This is a genomic window from Parabacteroides acidifaciens, from assembly GCF_003363715.1.
In the GTDB taxonomy this organism is placed as follows: Bacteria; Bacteroidota; Bacteroidia; order Bacteroidales; family Tannerellaceae; genus Parabacteroides; species Parabacteroides acidifaciens.
The window spans coordinates 1-19,731 of record NZ_QREV01000048.1; the positions used below are offsets into that span (position 1 = coordinate 1).

Annotated in this window: 21 protein-coding genes; all 21 read right to left on the minus strand. The window is 41.5% G+C overall.

Annotated features, from left to right (window positions below; all coding sequences use genetic code 11):
* Positions 1–96: 96 nt before the first annotated feature.
* Complete coding sequence (locus DWU89_RS16035) at positions 97–789, minus strand: hypothetical protein (RefSeq protein ID WP_115500642.1); 693 nt, start codon at positions 787–789, stop codon at positions 97–99.
* A gap of 216 nt (positions 790–1,005) precedes the next feature.
* The gene (locus tag DWU89_RS20540; protein WP_147292129.1) at positions 1,006–1,647 is read right to left on the minus strand and encodes a glycine-rich domain-containing protein; all 642 of its coding nucleotides are present in this window, start codon (positions 1,645–1,647) and stop codon (positions 1,006–1,008) included.
* Positions 1,648–1,658: 11 nt separating this feature from the next.
* Complete coding sequence (locus DWU89_RS16050; protein WP_115500645.1) at positions 1,659–2,312, minus strand: hypothetical protein; 654 nt, start codon at positions 2,310–2,312, stop codon at positions 1,659–1,661.
* Positions 2,309–2,968: a LamG-like jellyroll fold domain-containing protein gene (locus tag DWU89_RS16055; RefSeq protein WP_115500646.1), complete on the minus strand. Its 660-nt coding sequence runs from the start codon at positions 2,966–2,968 to the stop codon at positions 2,309–2,311. The genes DWU89_RS16050 and DWU89_RS16055 overlap by 4 nt, the downstream gene beginning before the upstream one ends.
* Before the next feature lie 47 nt (positions 2,969–3,015).
* Positions 3,016–4,017 carry a hyaluronate lyase N-terminal domain-containing protein gene (locus DWU89_RS16060; protein WP_147292130.1) on the minus strand — a complete coding sequence of 334 codons (1,002 nt, stop codon included), beginning with the start codon at positions 4,015–4,017 and terminating at the stop codon, positions 3,016–3,018.
* Positions 4,018–4,028: 11 nt separating this feature from the next.
* A complete protein-coding gene (locus tag DWU89_RS16065) occupies positions 4,029–5,747 on the minus strand; it encodes a hypothetical protein (protein ID WP_115500648.1) in 1,719 nt (572 codons plus the stop codon).
* Position 5,748: 1 nt separating this feature from the next.
* Positions 5,749–6,084, minus strand: a complete 336-nt coding sequence (locus tag DWU89_RS16070; protein ID WP_115500649.1) for a hypothetical protein — start codon at positions 6,082–6,084, stop codon at positions 5,749–5,751.
* A gap of 11 nt (positions 6,085–6,095) precedes the next feature.
* Complete coding sequence (locus DWU89_RS16075) at positions 6,096–9,050, minus strand: hypothetical protein (protein ID WP_115500650.1); 2,955 nt, start codon at positions 9,048–9,050, stop codon at positions 6,096–6,098.
* On the minus strand, positions 9,040–11,169 hold the full coding sequence (locus tag DWU89_RS16080) for a hypothetical protein (RefSeq protein ID WP_115500651.1): 2,130 nt from the start codon (positions 11,167–11,169) through the stop codon (positions 9,040–9,042). Before DWU89_RS16080 ends, DWU89_RS16075 begins: the two co-directional genes overlap by 11 nt.
* Positions 11,166–13,589 carry a phage tail tape measure protein gene (locus tag DWU89_RS16085; RefSeq protein ID WP_115500652.1) on the minus strand — a complete coding sequence of 808 codons (2,424 nt, stop codon included), beginning with the start codon at positions 13,587–13,589 and terminating at the stop codon, positions 11,166–11,168. Before DWU89_RS16085 ends, DWU89_RS16080 begins: the two co-directional genes overlap by 4 nt.
* Position 13,590: 1 nt before the next feature.
* The gene (locus DWU89_RS16090) at positions 13,591–13,884 is read right to left on the minus strand and encodes a hypothetical protein (RefSeq protein WP_244205932.1); all 294 of its coding nucleotides are present in this window, start codon (positions 13,882–13,884) and stop codon (positions 13,591–13,593) included.
* A gap of 20 nt (positions 13,885–13,904) precedes the next feature.
* Entirely contained in the window at positions 13,905–14,213 is a 309-nt protein-coding gene (locus DWU89_RS16095; RefSeq protein WP_115500653.1) for a hypothetical protein, read from the minus strand.
* Positions 14,214–14,273: 60 nt separating this feature from the next.
* A complete protein-coding gene (locus DWU89_RS16100) occupies positions 14,274–14,717 on the minus strand; it encodes a phage tail tube protein (protein WP_115500654.1) in 444 nt (147 codons plus the stop codon).
* Positions 14,718–14,724: 7 nt separating this feature from the next.
* Positions 14,725–15,225, minus strand: coding sequence for a hypothetical protein (locus DWU89_RS16105; protein ID WP_115500655.1), 501 nt, complete (start codon positions 15,223–15,225; stop codon positions 14,725–14,727).
* Complete coding sequence (locus DWU89_RS16110) at positions 15,218–15,571, minus strand: hypothetical protein (protein ID WP_115500656.1); 354 nt, start codon at positions 15,569–15,571, stop codon at positions 15,218–15,220. Before DWU89_RS16110 ends, DWU89_RS16105 begins: the two co-directional genes overlap by 8 nt.
* Positions 15,568–15,903, minus strand: a complete 336-nt coding sequence (locus DWU89_RS16115; RefSeq protein WP_115500657.1) for a hypothetical protein — start codon at positions 15,901–15,903, stop codon at positions 15,568–15,570. Before DWU89_RS16115 ends, DWU89_RS16110 begins: the two co-directional genes overlap by 4 nt.
* Positions 15,882–16,190 carry a head-tail connector protein gene (locus DWU89_RS16120; RefSeq protein ID WP_115500658.1) on the minus strand — a complete coding sequence of 103 codons (309 nt, stop codon included), beginning with the start codon at positions 16,188–16,190 and terminating at the stop codon, positions 15,882–15,884. Before DWU89_RS16120 ends, DWU89_RS16115 begins: the two co-directional genes overlap by 22 nt.
* The gene (locus DWU89_RS16125) at positions 16,190–16,414 is read right to left on the minus strand and encodes a hypothetical protein (RefSeq protein ID WP_147292131.1); all 225 of its coding nucleotides are present in this window, start codon (positions 16,412–16,414) and stop codon (positions 16,190–16,192) included. The genes DWU89_RS16120 and DWU89_RS16125 overlap by 1 nt, the downstream gene beginning before the upstream one ends.
* A 62-nt stretch (positions 16,415–16,476) precedes the next feature.
* Positions 16,477–17,721, minus strand: coding sequence for a phage major capsid protein (locus DWU89_RS16130; protein WP_115500660.1), 1,245 nt, complete (start codon positions 17,719–17,721; stop codon positions 16,477–16,479).
* A gap of 14 nt (positions 17,722–17,735) precedes the next feature.
* Positions 17,736–18,404, minus strand: coding sequence for an HK97 family phage prohead protease (locus DWU89_RS16135; RefSeq protein ID WP_115500661.1), 669 nt, complete (start codon positions 18,402–18,404; stop codon positions 17,736–17,738).
* A complete protein-coding gene (locus DWU89_RS16140) occupies positions 18,397–19,647 on the minus strand; it encodes a phage portal protein (RefSeq protein ID WP_115500662.1) in 1,251 nt (416 codons plus the stop codon). The genes DWU89_RS16135 and DWU89_RS16140 overlap by 8 nt, the downstream gene beginning before the upstream one ends.
* Positions 19,648–19,731 lie beyond the last annotated feature (84 nt).

Here is a 19,731-nt window from a genome sequence, read left to right on the forward strand (position 1 = left end):
CCCCCCCCCCCGTTAATACTTGTTAACATTGTTATTCCCATTGTTTTATCTCCTTTTTTTAATTAATTCATTATTTCATTTCTGGACAGATATGAGCTATATCTTTACGGCTCGAATTACCCCACCAGAAGACATGAATGCTCTTTGATATTGGAACTCATTTGATTTTAATATTGCGAAATAAAGTGTAGTTCTATCCGTATCTAAAACACATGGTAACAATGCCAAGAATGTAGAATCCAAATTTGGTACGCTCCATGACATATTTGGCTGATAAGGAATAAACATAGACTTTTCTCGGCTATCACCTATATACCATCCATCTACTCCATTTAGATTTTCTCTTACCTTATATTTTGCATTATAAAGTATTCCAAGCTCTTCAAAAGTAGGGACTCTCCATCCGTCAGGACAGGGATCGTACGGACCCTTATCTGGAGTCCATAAAGTTGGATACCTATCAGAATTTGTTTCAGAACACCAAGCATATTGATATGGACCTGGATTAGCACTCCAATTGTTTCCTATCAACTTAGAAGCGTTGTTTAAATCCTGTCCTTGATTTATCGTCATCTGTCCAGTCTGACACGTTTTTACAGAAGAAGGTGCTCCATAACGACGCCCCCATTGAAACATGCTTCCAAATGTTTCAGGAAGATCCGCAAAATAGTTATCTCCCGTTTGTATATCTGTGATAAGGCTGGTTGTAGCCCACTTCACGCCACCTATTTCAACATACGGGACATCTGTTCTGTGCTTTTCGTTGTTTAATAATACCCGTCTCTTCATGACTCACTTCTTTTGGGTTTTGAACTACCTTATATCCGGGATGATTACCGTTGTCACTGAATCGTTACGCACAACTACTTCGCCCTCTTCGATCTTAGAAGTCGGAAAGTAGTGAGGTACACTGATTGATTGCGCTGACATGATGAGAGCGCAGGATACGATTGCTAACAGCGTCAGCAGATCGGATTTGTTTGATTTGATTGTTGTTGTCATACTCTATTCATATTTTTTATATCGTAAAATAATAATTCCAGAACCACCATTTCCGCCATACCACCCAGAACCACTTCCGCCCTCACCTGTATTATCAGCTCCATGTCGATATTTGGTATTTTCATTATCACCCCAATTCCCTGTAGGATTCGTAATATTACGTCCAGTACTTCCTCCTGTAGAATATAATTTATTATTAAATGGGCATCGAGTAGATGTACCCTGGCCATCACCCCCCGGATAAGAATTACCATCATTTCCAGAATTACCATCGCTTCCGCCCGTAGCGTGCGTATAACCTGCACCACCACTTCCACCACTTCCACCATTGCTTCTACTCGAGTCTTGTGGACTGAATCCGCCACTTACTTGGATGTTGCCAAATGACGATATTCCACCGTTTTGAGCTTTGCCATTCATTCCACCATATTTACCGCCTGCACCTATTGTGTATTGTATACTATCTCCTGGATCTACCTTTACTTTTTCTGTAATAGTGTATCCCCCTCCACCTGCTCCATAAGCTCCACCAGCTCCGCCGCCTACGAGAAAAACCTCAACAGACTTACATCCTGCCGGAACAGACCATGTGCCGGATGCCGTCAGTTCTTCAATTATCTCAATTAAAGGTCTATCTTTATCCATCAAACTCCTTTTCATACACCCAGATCCAGATTGAGTTCAAACGTAAGAAAATGCGGATAGTTCAACTTTACGTCGATTTGAGCTATCTCGTCGACGGTTGTAGCGGCATAAGTAGCGGCCTCGTTGCTTGCGCGGAGGTCATAGGTGCGTTTTGCATAGATTTCCAATAAGGGAAGTTTTTCCATCGCCCATACAATTGGGACATCTATTGACTGCGGAGGTGTGCCGGTGGTCCACAACTTAGTAGTTGTTTCGCCGTCACTCTGCAAAGCTGGAAGCGTGATACTATATAAAGAGTTACGCAAATCCTTATCAATCCACAACTCTTGATTGGCAATTTCCGCTCCACCCCTCTTGACAGATACGAAGAACTTGTTACTAAACTCATCCTGCTCGGCGATCTCCTGTAGCTTAGCTTGCCGGGCAATCGCCAGTTCATCGGGTTCCGGATCAGGCACAACCGGTTGTTCCGGTTCCGGCGTTAGCTCTATATTCCACACTTCCAGCTGGGACGCATCTGGATGTGCTTCATGAAATGCAGCTTGTTCATTACTAAGAGCCAGATACGCCCCTTCTTCGTATTGCTCTATATTCGTTCCTACCTTGTAGGATTCCGGCAGGGAATCTATATCCCAGAAGCCGATTGTTTTTTGAATGTATATCATGAGAATAACTGTTTGTCTACATTATAATTTTGTTGAATCTCACTTACTGACAGCTTTCGGTTATAAAGTCTTATGCTGTGTATAGTGCCAATAAAATAGCCTTCAGTTGTGCCTGATAAATTACGTCCAGCTAAATAGAATTTATTATCTGACAGCGTAAGATAATTGTCTGTTCCTTCAGTATTGTGTAATACGTTGTTTACATATAACTTTCTTTCTGGATATTGAACTGAAATATTCGTTAATGAGTTTGTTGGTATTGTCCCTCTATATTGAGTCATATATTGCTGAATACAGGTCGTATTAATTGTACCGTCTCCATAGTGAGGGCCGATACCCATTCGTAGAGACGTTAACCCATCTGCAACTATAGGATCAGAATAATATGTTTGGCTTGTACGGGTAACAAGAACTTCAAGCGTTGAGTAATTAGAGATAAGAGATGCTATCCTGTTATCAAGTATTCCGTATCCACCATTGAATACATATCCTTTTGCAGAATGACTAACAATGCCATATAACGTAACAGGCAAGCTGTTAACTCTATCATTCCACGTCCCACCTTTTAGATTGTCCCTTCCATCAAGATACAGCACAAGCCCTTCTTGTACGTAAGGTATTTCTATCGTCTCTTTTAAAATCAGTCTTCTCTTCATAGCTCACTTATTTCCCGTTTTGAATTTTTTCTTACTTGCTTTCTTGATTAACCAGAATGCTGACCACTTGGCTCATAAACCTTAGTGATTACCCAGTAATGGCCGAACGAATATCGCACCGATATTTCACCGTAGCCATTTAAGGGTATGGTCATACTTGTATCCTCACACAACCAGTCCGATGCGTTCGGTAAAGGCTGATTTAGGTCCAATCCGGAACTATTATAAATATTGATCATACACTCCCAGCCCTCTGCCGGAGTAGACGCAAACGACAAGGCACTCGCGGCCGACAACGTTACTTTGATCGAATAGTTTGCAATCGAGAGGCCGGTAAGCGTTGTCGCAACAGTAATATCCTTAAATCTTAACGATTCTGTGGCCTTCGCCTTTTCCTCATTGCTATAGTTGTTATCTGTATGGACATAATCAGCGTCTTTGACCGTGTGATCGTCGTTCTGTAGTTCCGATGTCTTTGTCGGAATAGCTGCCTGCACGTTCGCAATGCTCTGGTTCAGCCCAGCAATGATTCCGGACAGTGTCTCAGTATCTTCCACGTTGGCCAAGAATGCGATGATCTCGTTAAACGACTCGATCGCAACAGAAGCATTGCCGGAGACAAGGCCGTTAATTTGATTCTGCAAAGTGGTCAGTGCGTTACGAACAGCCGTATCATCGTAAGTCGCACCGTCTTGCCCTTTCAAGTTAGGCGTATCGAACGTCCCAGCGGCATACACGAATGTCAGGATATAAGTTGTTGCATTATTCGTTTTAACCGACACCTGCACATCCTCCGGAACAGCTTTATGGGATGTCTTTACATACACATCCGTTGCCGGATCATAGATTTCCCAGAATCCGTCCTCCGTGATCTGTGAGGGTTTGCCGTCTATTCCATGATAGGCCAAATCTGCATAATTCTTTACGCCGTCACCGATCTTATACCTTCCAGTATCGGTTTCCAACACCATTTCACGCTCGCAGATAACCGGATTAGCCAGCAACCAGCTTGCTTTTGTATCACCTCGTAGTTGTATTTTTACTGCCATAATATTAAGTTTTAATCGTTTGCATTACCACCGTCCATTACCAGAGCACCACCGTAGACAGAAAAAGCAGTACCGCCGTCCATGTTACCGGCAGAATTGACCTCTGACCATTCACCGTCTTTCCGCCCGTATGTCTTGCCATCCTGCGGGGCTTCGGGAAAATTATCCGGTACGACATATTCGACAAATGCGCCATCTGTACTATTATCAATTCCAGGTACAAACAGATACATCTTTCCAGCAACCAATCCTGTGCCCAATGCGGAAACGTTGCCTGTTCCCGGGTTACCTCTCGGAATAGTCAGATTCAGCAGATACTTCTCTCGACCTTCTTCTGTCTGCCCGTTCTGAATAAACTCGACGGATGCAGGTGTACCAGGAAGTCCCGTTGTCACTGTGCCAATCTCAACGACAGGCGTAAAGCCTTGCGGACCACGACGAAGAACAAAGTTCAATTTATACAGAGGGTTGCCGTCTGGATCTGTCCCGTTCTCCGAGATCGTAACATCCGTTACAGCGCCTTCCGTGACGGTTCCAATCGTGAAGCCAGGCGTTTTCCCGGTGAACCCAATCGCACCGGACATATCGACCAGATACTCAAACGAAGTCGCGCCACGGACATATAGTTTTGCATCGTCGGGATTCTCAACATCATTAGTGTTGATTAGGACAAACTTGCCTTCCGGAACGTTGGCGAGGTCGGCATTCATTGCATCGATAGAGTTATAGGTACGATATATACTGAATCCTTCCGGCCGGAGTATTGTATCTGTCTTTTTATATGCCCCTGTCACATAGTCCCAAGTGTACACATGATAATCTGGTCCTATATACCCTGGATGATCAGAAACAGATTTTGCGTTAGTGGCAGCTTCTATAGCCCCCTGTTTAGCTATATTCGTTTCAGATATCACAGCTTCGGCCTGCCCTTTCAGAGCATTTACTTCACTTGTTAAATTCGTGTTGACCTGTTCGGCTGCTTCAGCGAGTTGCTGTCTGAGCAACTCCCCCGAAGAGGTGAAATCTTCTTTGAGCTGATTAGCGTCCGTGACAAAATCAGTTTTAAGTTGACTCACTTCTTCGGAGATTTGAACCATCTTTTCATCAGCACGCTTAGCCGCATCTGTCGCTGGCTGTCGTAACCAAGCCAGATAATCATCAACAATCTTACCGGCGTTTCCTTCCTGCTGTGTCCACACCTCGAATGCGCTATACCCCCGATCGCCTTTCAGACTATTTTTCTGCTCCGGCGTCAGCTTATCCCATGTCAGCCGCAGATCGGCAAGTTGCTCCGGAGTGAACATATCATATGTAAAGGCCTTACCGCGCAAAGCTTCTTTATCCGCGTCCGTCAGATCGCTGAACTTTAGTTTCAACTCTTCCACCTGCTCCGGAGAAAGATCGTCGAAAGTAAAGGCCAAATCCGACATAGGGATAAGAAGGATGTAGGCGGTATCATCCTGGTCCTCGTATTTCATTTCCAGACCGGCGGATGTTTTGCGGAATTTAGGCGTACGCCCGGTTGCCAGGACACCCGTGTTGATATTGTCTACCCACCAATAGCCATTAACAATTGACGGTTTCACGTCCTGAACCACCTGCTTTTTGAAATTAGCAACGGTAATAGACGCATCTGTTCCACCAAGGGATGTTTTCGATCCAAGTAACAAGTCATCATCCGACAAGGACGGGAACTTGGTAAAGTTCTTTATGTCTTTCGTTCCTTCCATATCACTGTTCATTATAGTTTAAAATCATTTCGATCGTGTCCAGGCTATCCATCGTAACCCACCCGTTTTCATTGCAGTTTTTAGACATATTCTTTAAAAAGATGATCTCATTTTCAGCCAAAGGATAGTCTGTTTCCCTCACTACCATTTCAGGAGTTACTTTATCTATCTGCACTATGTTACCGTAAGGTTTAGATATACTAAGGCCCATCATCTCCGCTTGGCTAAATGCCAGTTTTTTGCGGATAGATATGATCGTTTTAATAGCTTCTATCGTTCCGGCTTCCGGTAAAATAGATTGATCAATGATTATTCTGTCGACTATTGATAATTTCATACTCTTGACTATTATGATGTTTTTACTTTTACATATCCGTTTTCTACATACATTTCACCTATTCCCGCTTTTGCTGCAGTTGGCCATTTTGACGCTTTAATCATTGTGCTTCCGTCCGAATCTATTTTCGTAGACATACTCCCGATTGAGCTAATAAGAGCAAACTGATGTCCCTCCATTATCGATGTAAAAGAGCCATTCACTACATTTATACCGGCGGGGGTAGATGTCCCCGGGCCGAATAGTTTTAATACTGAATTTGAATTTGCATCTGTCATGCTAAGCAATGCGCCATAAGTAGAATTTATCGATATAGACAGTCTTTTACCAGCCGCAGACGTTTTAAACGAACCCGTTAGATCACAATTGTTTGCCACTAAATTCCCGAAATGGTCTACACGATAGGGAGCGCTATAACGATTATCGTAAGTGCTCCCCGCCCAAAATCGGATCGGCGCTGGATTTGATGCAGCAGAACCGACACCGCTTATACCTGCATTAGAATCTTCTATACCTTCACCAACAGTGAGAATACCTCTTTTGTATATTTTCAAAGCTGCTTTCGGATTAACCTTATACCCACCAGGGGAAGCCGAATCTGGGATAAGTCCCCTTGAATCCAATGTTTGTCCATTTACACCTACAGCTAACAAAGGCACATCCGCATTTTCCGATCCATTAAAACAGGCAGACAAGTTGTTTGAGTATATATAATAGTTGCTGAATGACCATCTCGATATAGTGGCTTTCTTTGCAAACAGCAAGTCAGTAGCAACATTTTTAAAACTGTTTTGTACCTGCCAGACACTCGGATAAGAGCCTGGATATTGATTTCTGCTACTTGAATTAAGCAATAGATAGAAAGTAGGATTATCACTACTGTCCCTAACGCTCACCACATCTACCAGATGATCATTCTTGTAATACGTCGTAGTGGACGACCAATCACCGCAATAATTTAATGCCGGCCCCTGTATGCCGTCAGTACCATCAATACCGGGGCGTCCATCGGTTCCTGGCCTTCCATCTTGACCATCGAAACTATATTTTGCCGACAAAGCAGGCAAAGAGAATGATCCCCAAACGCCATTTACTTTTTTGCGGACACTGACCCATTCGTAAGGATAAGAAGCATTCGGGCCAACCGGATCATCCGTCCAGCCTTCCGGAACAAAATCATCCGTCTGCGACGTGCCGGGAGTTGACGGCCGCGATGCGCTTGATGTACGCCGGTAGATGTACTCTATTTCCTTTCCGTCTTTTCCAAATTTCAACCACAGGAACACATCGGAAAACTCACCCCAGACGCCATTGTTCTTTTCACGCTTACAGGACCACTCATAAGGCATATCAATCGTCGTTCCTACAGGATCGTCCGTCCAGCCTTCCGGAACAAAATCATCTATATTTTCGGATACAGGCTTAGATGGTTTGCCGGCCTCGGTCGCTGTACGCTGATATATCCATTCAATATCCGTTCCATCAATACCGTCCGTTACGCTCACGATCGTAAATTCCTGCTCATACACAGCAATGCCCTCGCAGTTGACATCGATCTTTATTACTGCCTTTTCTGCGGTGACACTATGCACGACAATCATACCGTCTGTCACTGTGAATGTGCAGCCGTCACCGGTCGCAGACACAAGGTATTTACCTTCACCGACAACAGTACTATAACGGAGCGGCTTTTCTCCCTTTGTTGCCTGTATGCGCGTGGTAATACGGAAGGCAGACGCAACGACGATATCGGAACCGGTCATAACGGTTTTGTCGCCGGTTACAACATCCGACTGTTCTGTCAAATCTTCCCTGGTATTGAACACTGCACTATAAGTCGAGAGAGTAACGGAATAAGCATCCTTCCCTTTCAAACCGTTATCCAGTCCACCAACGGTCAGGATGTTGCCGCCAAAATAGACGTTATTCAGATAAACAGAACCTCCCGCCAAGCTTTCGCCATTGATAACAAGGTTGGACAGGTCACCAAACTGCATTGAAACATGCTTAGGCGTGATTTCCCAAGTGTCAACACCAACCAAGTACCGCTGATATGTACGCGTCGAGTAGGCCGACGCCTGCCGGTTCTTGTCGGTCGGATTACCGTAAACGGCAAACTTCATGAAGGTGCATGGGTGAACTGTTGTACCAGGTTTTAGTTCATATTTAAAATGCGCGTTATCTATGATTTCAACTGGTGTAAAATAGGATGTGGAAAAACCGACCATCACCTCAAAACCTGCACTATCCTTTCCCGGCTGTGTTGCATTGTCGGTAAGGTTATGGAAGATACCACGGCAGAAATCGCTAAGATGCATCCCGGACAACTCACCCTCTTCCAGTTTCAACGTTACGATCCGGTTAACTTCATCCACAGACTCGATAAGGCCAAACGCGATAGCGTTCCATGTCTCACCCGATATTACATCGATTCGGTTGAATCGCAGCTCCGGCACTTCAAGAAATTCTCGGAGAGTTAGCCCCATAAGTTCAGCATAACCTTTTTCATTGATTATTCCGCCTGAACCTAAAAAGCCTCCGACATAATTGCCGAACGTAGCACCACCGTTAAGCCCCAACAAGTAGTCCGTCTGGTCCGGCTTATCCTTGCGAAGATATTTACCGTCGAAGATAATCCCCATATCATCGCTTTCCACGCCTGTAACATGGCCGAAAGTGTCAACAAGCACGTTCTTTACAACAAACGTGCCTTCATTAGCTGTGCTTTCTCCTTCTGATGTATTACCATGAGATATTTTATATATCAAACTACCAGCAGACTGCTTATCAACTAATATGCCCTCCCCTTCTATAATTTCAAAGTTGCCCTCAACAACAGATGATCCGCCGGTGGACGGGACACTACCAGCCGAAGGATATCCTCCCCCGCCGACAGCGTCCAACACTTTCCCCGTACGTGGTAAAGCATTTTTGCGAATGTTCTTATTTCGTATATTAATCGTCATATGGAATGTTGCTTAATTTTGCCACATCATCAGAATAATCGACTGCTGATATCGTCGTCTTTGCATTATTATAGTCCAATGTGCATCCGATAACCAAGTATTTATTAGACAAAATTGGATTACATGATACATATGACAAAGCCGGATTATTGGTCATCTTTACATCGACTGTAAGTTTTTCATTTTTAGTTGCAAAATTTGAATGAATTGTACACATCAATAATCTTTCCAATATGTCAGTTTGCCCAGCACGAGTAAAAGCCGTTTGGAAATCAAATCCGCCTTCAACTTTCCTTAGAATGTTAGCTTTTCCTATCGGGGCCTTTTCTTCATTTGCAGAGATACATTTCAATGTAACATCGTCAAAATCACTGGCAACTCTTTTGTTGACATAACTCTTAAATTCATAATCATCAGTAGACGGCTCATGTCCTTCTGAATCTACAATAACGATATTAATGTTATTGTATAAAATCATTTTAACCTTACTTACATCCACGAGTTTCTCCGACACTGGATTTAGAATTAAATTTTTATTGGTTATCTCAAACACTAAATAACCACTCAAATTAGGCCTGATAAAAATGCCCCGCCCTACCAATGACGAATCAAGCCCAGTCTTATTTGTAGTTGGTTTATCCATTGGCCGGACTTTATTTGCGTTTGTTGTCCACGTATCGAGAATTGAATTATCCGTATCATCTGTACTAAACCACAACACGCATTTTCCTTGTTGGATCGTTCCATTAGATGCGGCTTCCCAGATATGTTCACCTTCGTTCGTGTTATTATAATAGGCAATCGCTTTGCCAGTCTCATCTACAAAATACAAATTACAAAAAGCTTTAAGAACTCCGCTATTATTGACACCATCTTTTTTCTCTTGCAATATCGGATGATCCGCTGTGCTTGGATAAGCATCTATTTTCAAGTTGACATAAAATGGAGATTTCCGCCTACCTTCCGGTTGCTCAACCTTTGTCACATAATTAGGGTACCGGACGCGAAATTGCGGAGTTATTATCGAGGCGTCCGGAGTGTAATCTACAAAACAGCCGGCTATTGAATCGGTATCGCCTATATAACTCGAAAGATTTCGGTCATAAAAAATAACAAAAAAGCCCTCACCATCAGACTGCAGATTTTCTATTTGATCAGATGATTTATAATATCCAGCACTTAATTGTGCAACGTTCGGCTTAAACGAGTCTGTTACTGATTCTTCATCAACTTTTGCGTCCAATTGTAACGCGTTTGCATATAAGGAGCTTGTTATTGTTACATTATTCACCATTTCCTCAAAACCGTACTCTCCATCTGTTGAAGCAAAACCGATCTCTACCAAATTTCCAAAATCAAAATTCACAACCTCATCTGCCTCATAAGAAAAGGTGTCAAAGTCGTACCGCTTCATCGGTAGTCCTTGCTTTAATGTATTATAATCGTAGATATAGACATTCGCATCTTTCTGTACCATCATAAGGCCGAATGGTTGTAGAATTGCCTCTACTACCTCCCTACAAGTCATAGGTTCCTTGTCTTCGTCATAGAAATTTTGAGACATCATGTAAAGAACATGCAAAGGAGTCTCTGTTGCTGACATAGGGACATCATTCGGGACAGTTGTACTACCAATATAAAGCTTATGAAAAGGCAGATTTAATTTGTCAAAACAGCGTTTCAAATGAATGACAAACGGAACAATATCAACATACATCTTATCCGAAACATCCCGATATTTCAATCTCTCCCATATGTTAAAATCCGAAGCAGAAAATTCTACTGGATAGGGAGGATAATCCGAAAGCTTTTCTTCATAATATTCACTATCCAGCCAACCTATCCAATGAGGTTTATCTTCGCGAAAAAACTTAACCATGTAACCTTGCATATCATCTGTATGCAGATCTGTAAATTGAAAATTTGTTTCACTAATCAATTTAATTGTGGCTTGCGCCCCCCTAACTGGCGTTAATTTTTCGCACCGCTGATAAGCGAGAGTAAACGCAGGCACAGTTGTTTTCACTTCACGCACTTGAACGTTATAATTAGTCAATATCTCTATCCGATTAGACGCATCATCTAATCCTTTAAATATATTATAGTATCGTAAATTCATTTTCCTCTGCTCCTTTTTTTATTCGTATACTCGATCAATGCTACTAATTGAGATCCTTCTCCAACAAGTCTGCCAGTTAACTCACGCTCTGAATTATCTACAAAGGTCCTACCCACATTCAACATCTCAAATAGCTTGGCCTGCTGATCTGTATTCAAAATCATTTCTCCCCCATTTATTTGAGCAGTCAATCTATCTCCGACAGTATAATATGGAGCAACTCCACCTTCTGTATAGTTGCCCGTTGAAACTGATTTATTCAACGCCGCCTTAGCCGCAGATGTTGCAACGATCAATGCCCCACCGGCCGCGATAGCTGCAAATGGATTTATTAATAATTTATCAAACGCGATTTTAGCCATACCTGCAGCAACCAAAGCTGCACCGAACTGTTTAAGCATATCCATTAATCCAATCAGCATATTCCTCATAGCTTCCCCCGCATCTTCCGAAGCCAAAACCTCACCAAGCGATTCAAAGCCTGAAACAAGCCCCGATTGAACTAAATTTTCAAGTTCTTGACTGATATCAATCATACCCTGATTCATATCGGTCATTTCCTCTAAATGCTTTTCCAAATCTGCGCGTTGTTTTGAATATATCGCTCGGAGTTCATCTGTAGTAGCTTCGTTATAAGAGACAGTCACAGCTTGTAAGCGCTTCTGATAGGCTTCGATACTACCCGTCATATCAGGAACCTCTTCTTCAAAGCGAGAACCTTCTGGATCATAAATATCTAATGTTGCTGGGATCTTGACCCTTTCCATATTAGGAATATCCCGAATTTTATCTTTTAAGTCGGAATCAATATCGAACTCAATCTTTTGAATAATGGCTTCATTTTTCCATTTTTTACGCATCTCATCCGTCACCGTTTTGGCACCAGATGTCGTATTGTTTGCATTTTCTATTTTTTCAGTAGCTTTCAGTTCATCGTTTAAGAATTGGACAGACTGCTTATATATGTCTCTTTTAATCTCTAAATCAGAAATCAGTTTCCGTTGTATTCCTATCTGATCCTCCAATTTATTTTTTTCAGCTACACCAGCAGGTGATAGAAAGGAATACGGAACAGTTGCATGCAGAGCCTTATCAAATCCCGTTTGTGGTTGGTATTTTTTTAAGGCACTTTGCAAATTCTCTAATTTAACAACCTCATTTTTCATGTCACTCAAAATAGTGTCTTCGCCTCCTGGGTTTCGCAAGGAAAATTGACGCATCGTTTCCGTTATGGCTTTTTTCCGATCACCTAAAACCATCCAACCTTCAATTTCTTTTTCTAATGTCTTTTTTCTTTCTTTTACCCCCTCCTGAATGATTGCGTTCTGTTTTTGCTGATCCGACTTAAAATACTCCGTCATTCGGCCTAATAAATTTGCGAGCAAATCAACCGTATCTTTTAGCACTCCGTTACTATTATTTATTGTAAGAACAAAGCCTTCCCATGCCGACGAAACAGCATTGATCGACCCAGCCAAATTATCATTATTGATCTTCTGCTGTTCTAAAGCCGTATTGGTTCCTGTAATAGCCTCCAGATAATTTTTATAATCATCTTTCGCATTTACAATAGCAAGAGCCGCCGTCACGCTCTCACGACCGAACAATTTAGTCATTTGCGTAGCATCATAATTTTTAGCAGCTAAATTTTCTAAAGCTGTGCTTAATCCAACAACAGAAGGCTTCAAATTCTTATCTGCACTGGACTCAAGTATTAAAAATATATTTCTTAGATTCGTGCCCGCCTCGCTTGCTTCAGAGACTTTGGGGGCAATAGCCTCAATCGCAGCTACCAATTCATTGTATTTTATCCCTACCGAACTGGCTGCGCCTCCTGACTTCTCTATTGCTTTCGTTAAATATGGTATATCTGCACTACCCGCTTGAGAAGCAGCAGCCAAAATATTAATGTACTCACCAGCTTTATTGGCAGATTCTCCCATCTGATTAAGGGAGCCTGTAAGAGCTTTAGCAGCTTCGGGAACCTCCATTCCTGCCGCTTCCGCTAAAATAATAGCCTGGTTAGTAACTTCCGCTAATGCTGCTTTATTTTTTAAAAGCTCCGGTTTCTGAGAGCCTATCAACTGAAAGGCTTCTACAACCTGACTTGCTGTCTGAGTAGATGTTGCTCCCATTTTTATAGCTTCGTTCTTGAAATACTCCAATTCCTTAGCTGAAACTCCTGTGAGTGAGCGAAGAGAAGATAAAGATTTTTCAAATTGCATACTTTTCTGTGCAATATCCATAAAAGCAAAAGACACCCCAGCCATTCCTGCAAAACCTCCTACAAAACTACGGACAGACACAGCCATAGCATCTACTTTTTTTTCAAAGGCTTGTAATTGCTTTCCACTCCCTTTCAGATTTTTATCAAAATCCTGATTTTTCAGAAATAACCTTGTTACTAAATCTGTTGGCATGTTATTTTGATTTTATATATTCTTCTGCTTTCTTTCTCAAACGCTCCATATCCTCCGTATTTACTGATGTATTCCCCGTATTATCATTTTTGTCATCCCAGGGGAATTTTATCAAGTCGGTAGGTTTAAGCTGTTTTGTACTATTCGACTGAGCCATGACATAAGATATTAAGCGCGCCTGTTCCCAACTATCTCTATTCACACAATGCAACTTCTCCAGTATGGCCTCTATCTCGTAAAACTCCATTCTATCTAATACATATCCAGGATCAAGCTTAACCTCTATTACCATCATGACATAGACTTCACAAATTGTTAGCCTTTTTTTTTATCATCTGGATCTTGATCTTGATTCTCTGTCTGAAACAAAGACAGTCGTTTCAAGGTATCTAACAACCATCGTCTAAATTCAAGGAATATACCTGGATTCTCATCACATAAGCTGATAAAGTCTTCAAACATTAAATTAAAGTTATTATTGTTTGCAATAAGAATGGCATACATAAGCGTATACTCATTTATCAGTTTATCAGGTGAAAAAGATAATCCTGTAATACGTTCATAAATAAACAAGGCTCGAACTGTGTATTTAAGGATATATTCATTATCTCCAATCTTTATCATATTACCTATCTTTATTGAATTTGCACTACGGGAGGAAAATACCCCTCCCGTTTACTAAAATTATGCTTTCGTACGCGGCATCAAAGGCCCACAACCTTTGAAAGTTGCTGAATAAGTAGCATTCTCCCCGTTAGGTGCATTTGCATTCAGTGAAGTTATCAGAACTTCACCTTCATATCCACCATCGCCAATCGCCCAGCCATCGGCAGGCTTTCCTTCATCATTATTTGCATTTGATGCAATTTCAAAAGCAACAATAAGTTTTTCTCCTGCAACCATAGCTTTGAACAAGGTATCAAAATCTAATTGTACAAACAGATTTTCTGTACCCATTTCCCACTCCATACGACCGGCCTCATTATCACCCCATTTTCCGCTATCTTTACTGGAAGCCTCCATTACAGCAGCAGATATACTGAGTGTATGATTTGTTGCAGAAGCCAAAGCCTTATATACTTCTGCTACCTTTTGAAAGATCATAAGGTCTTTTCCCTTTGTTACCATAAGCTTATTATTTTAAAAAACTAATTTTCCTTATTTCAAAATCAAGTGTTGTATTCATTACATTTTGTACTTGAATGGCTGAATTATCCCGAGCATTTGCAAAAAAATCATATCCCTTTATTCTTCCAGAATATCCTTTCTTTCTACCAATAATAACCCGTTTAATTCTTCGTTTTCCGCGATACATATATTTGATAGACCTATATCGCTCATCTGTACCAACTTCCAGATAACGAACTATCCCTCTATCTTTTCCCGTTTCGCGGATATCACCGAAAAGATGCACAGTAGAACTATTAGCACTCCTATGTACTTTATACTTTACAGCCTTATCCATCCAACGCCGAAACTTAAAACCTGCAGAACGTAATTCTTTCCGAGTCCCCCGCACAAGAATTGAACTTCCTTTCCGTAAAGCCTTCTTTCTCGCCAGCTTCATTTCCTTACCAGTCAAACGAACTACAAGCTTTTCAAAATCCTTAAAATCACATTCAAATCCACTATTCATGAGCTAACCTAAATTTTAAGGTGTGTATATAGCATGTCGTATAATCAACCGAACCTGACTCAATGGTACATTGCTCTACAATTTCGCTTTGTACCCCATCAAGGGCATCTATAACCTTATCGGATAAAGCGCTTCCCTCCTCATGCGTCTCTGTATATATGTCGATAGTATAATTCGACCAATAACCTTCTAACTTTGTCTTTGTATGAACAGCCTCAAAAGATTCACAGGCATAAATAATAAGTGGTAGCTTTACATTTTCTTTTGCAATGACAGGAGATACATTTACCTGTTTACCACAAGCTTCTATAAGCTTTCCTGCAATAAATTCATCTATTTTTTTCATTCTAAATTACTTTTAGAACATTCATATACTGCATACAATCCACGATTAAGGATAGTAATTTTGTCAATATCGTACTGTAGTCCGTTATGTTCTACACGCCAATCAGTTGTGATATCAAATAAATTGGCATTGAATTTTAAATAATATTTCCCAGACAGAACATCATCTATACGATCGCTGTTGTTTTTCAATTCAATTATTTCAGAAAGGAACACATGAGAAGGTACATATTTTACAATTGATTCACCCGTCCTACTTTTTACACATTCAGGCTTAAATAATTGCATCTTATTTACCATCTTTCCCAAATTCACTTTGTTATCTTGTCCCATTTTCTAAAGTCTTTAATTAAATTTTTAGCCATTGTAGGCAGGCCATCAACACCATCTGTAGGGTTTTCAAACAATCTTCCGGCAGTCAAAAGAATAGCGGCTTTTATTTGATAAGGCACTCCTTCCTTAAAATCCACTGTAAAATCGATCCCAGCAAATTTTTCAACATCTCCTACCGCGGCCAATAACATAATTGTCAAATTATTATCTAACAAATCATGATAAATGCGCAAATGCTCTTTCAGCTCCTGCAAAGACACCGGACTATTGTTTAAATCACCTATCATTACTTACTCAATATTTCGATAATTTCCACAGACGTTTTTTCACCAATCCCCTTGATATCAGTCAACACCTCTTTAGAAGCAAGAACCTGTTCCTTAGTCAACAACCCTTCTTTGATAAGAGCCGCGCGACCCGGAAGATCAGCGGGCAGATCACTACTGTCAGGCTGTTCCGACTGTTTGACAAACCCTTCATCAATCAGCTTTTTTGCCGTTTCTTCATCCATCCTTACGATGTCCCCGGCAAAGTATGCCAATCCTTGCCGGGACTTTATAAATTCAACCCACATCACGCAATAATATCCTTGATTGCCGCAAACGATCCGGCACGACGTACAAACACATCATGATAGGCATTCATCGTGATCTCAATTGCAGCCTCCTTTTTCAATGCATAAGGATCAGAAATCACATCCAAGCCACCCCACTGGCAAATCAGCAGATCATTAAAATTGCCGAAAATAGCAGCACTCAAATTTTCCCCTGTTCCCTTTTTAATGTTAGAAGGCACAATATTAGAAGCATACGCCCTATACCCGTTCACCTCATCTTTTTCCCAGATGTAACCTGATACCCCTGCTGATCTTAACGTGGTTTTGAGAGCACCACGAACCTTCGCATTCGTCACATACGCCAACGATCCAAGATCGGCATTCGCTATAGCGATTGCGGTTTCCAGGTCAACCATATCCTTAAACGTTGGAGCACCACCGTTTTCCCCAATGATAACCGAACCAATACCCGAAGTATTCAGGAGCCCGGTAGGCTGCCCCGAACCACTACCGTTGATGGCTGCTGTTTCCAAAGCTTCAGCATGTGCATTCAAGATATCAGAAACAATCATCTGCTCGACATCAAAAGAACTTTGAATAATCAATTGTTTGGAAACAGGAACATTGAGAGACAATCTTTTGGGAGACAAGTTACGTGCAGAAAAGCCCTTCTTAGAATCGGAAACAGTTGTGTTTTCCCCTTCCCAACTTGCGGTAATAGCCTTACCATCGATCACAGAAATATTGCCTACCAAACCGCTAAGATACTGTGCACCGGCAGACGCAAGTACAAGTCTTTTACGCAATTCCTCCTGATATCTCAAAGAGGTAGCGATTGTATAACCGCCATCAGCCTGTGTTCCGGCCGTATTTCCACCAAAAGCACGGCTATAATTAAGTACACATACAGGAATACCAATTCCTTTCAATGCTATACCGGAACGGCTACTTTCTTCTTTTGCAAGTTGTGCCATTTCCTGCTCAACACCGCTAAGCCCCTCACCGGATGCCAATTCACGGAAAAACTTTGCAAATGAAAACTGCCTGGCAGCTTCTTTCACATCATCCGGGATCCGGCTGGCTGCAATGGCACGTTCCGCCGCTTCATCCACATTAATACGGTTCAATTCTTCGGTCAGGCTTTCTACTTCTGCCTGCAAGGCACGCAATTTCTCCTGCTCTTCAGGCTTGTCCATGATTGCACGCATGTCTGACAACTTTTGACTAAGTTCATTCTGAACGTCTTTTCTTTTTCTTGCCATGATAACTACTATTATTAAATTCTACAAATTGCCGCATAACCCTCTATCATACTCCTGATACATTCCCCGGAAACAACGTTGTTCCCTTCGTCTTCACCCAGGCTTTCGCCTTCATCCATATCGTCTGTCTGTTCATCCGGGCAAAACCTTACCAAACCATCGGTATAATACCCTTCATCCTCTTCCAATTCCGTAGACGTTTCAGCACCATGCGAACGCACTAATGCATTTTTATTAGAAGGGATAGGTACTACAGATATCTCCAACAGTTCACGTTTCCCGATATAATAAGTTGGATTTTCACCTTCAAGAGCTTCCTGACCTTCGCCCCATTTTCCATTTTCCAACGGAAAATAACGGATAGAGACACCTTTATAAGTGCCGGCAAGGAATTTGCGGAAAACTGTTTCTGCCAATGGATTAATCTCCTTTTCCTCAAAAGTTATTTCTCCCAATAGCTTATTCCCTTCTATCCATGCACGCGCAGATCCGATAGCCATATTTGGATCAGAAGAATAGGCATTATGATTGAACAGAGCTATCCCGTTTTTCTCAAAACGATCCAGTACCCAGCCGGTAGCGGTGAACACCGTACCATACGAATCACGTGTCTCATCCGAAAAAACAAAAGGGATCGTCCTTGTCTTTTCCACATCTTTACCAAACTTTCTGACGTTACTCATTGTCTTTCTCCTTTCCTGAATTTTCTTTTTCGTTCTCTTCTTCCTTTCCGGTTATATTCTGATTCGAAGGATATAGATATTCGTCCAATCCTTCTACCTGGTTACGGTTCTCTATCTCTCTCACCTCATTACGATTCAACCAGCCGTCCAAAATTGCATTATGATAAAATGCAGCACGTGTTTTCATATCTCCACGTAAAAAGCCGTCTATATTGAATTTCATTTCAATCTTTCCCAGCTCATTATCAAAAAGCAATTTGTTTTCAAGTTCTACCTCATAACGTTTTAAAGTAGGACGCATGGAGTACTTGATAAACTGGATATCCTGATGTTCTATATTTGAAAATGTGGCCCGGCTTAATTCTGCCAATAAATGAGGAGGGACATTAAATATACGTGCGATATCCTGTATGGCTAATGTCCTTGTTTGGATCATTTGAGCGGCTTCCGGCGCCATTCCGATAGATTTGTATTTCCATCCACCATCAAGTAATGCCGTTTCATGATTGGAATTTCCATTAAACTTTTCCTGAAATTCCTTGAAATCAGTAACACCCATTGTCCGGTCATTTTCCAGAACAGCCTTTATGTTACCGCCTTTATCAAAAAATTCATTGCCAAAAGCCGTCGCTCCAATCCCCGATCTGATAGCAGGAGAATTGTAAGATATAGGATTGATGCCCCTAATACCATCTATAGATAATGAGAAAAAGTGGAGCATGTCATCATCACTATAGAGTCCATCATACCATCTTGAACCGGAAACCCGGAACCACTTTTTCCCATTTGAGAGTGTAACATAAACATATTTCGGATGTATAGGCAGCAATTCCACCGGAACTGCTGAACTATTACGCCGGATCAACACATAAGCATTCCCCCAACCATCCAGGCAAGAATTTGTATATTCCCAAAAAGAAAACACATTCATATACCCATTAGGACGATATTTTATCAACTTGTAAATAGGATGATTTAACGCTTCTATCTTCCCGCTTTCAATCCGTTCCGTTAGTGTTTTTGGAAGAGAGGCCACACATTCGGCACGCAATCTCATGGCAGCAAACACAGCCGTAAATTTCATTGCTGTATCAAGTGGTATTTCACCGCCAATGCCATTAAACAAAGACATGGAATCAAAATTCATACTCTGACTTCCTGATACGTTTTGTCCCGGTGTTTCCTTTTCAGAAACAGAACGTTTAAACGGATTATTTAATTTCAGATTAAAGTTTAATTCCATCTTTATTTTTTTTACAAAGTTCCAGATTCGATAAATCGTCTGCAATAACACACACACACATACACACACACATTTTTGTTAATA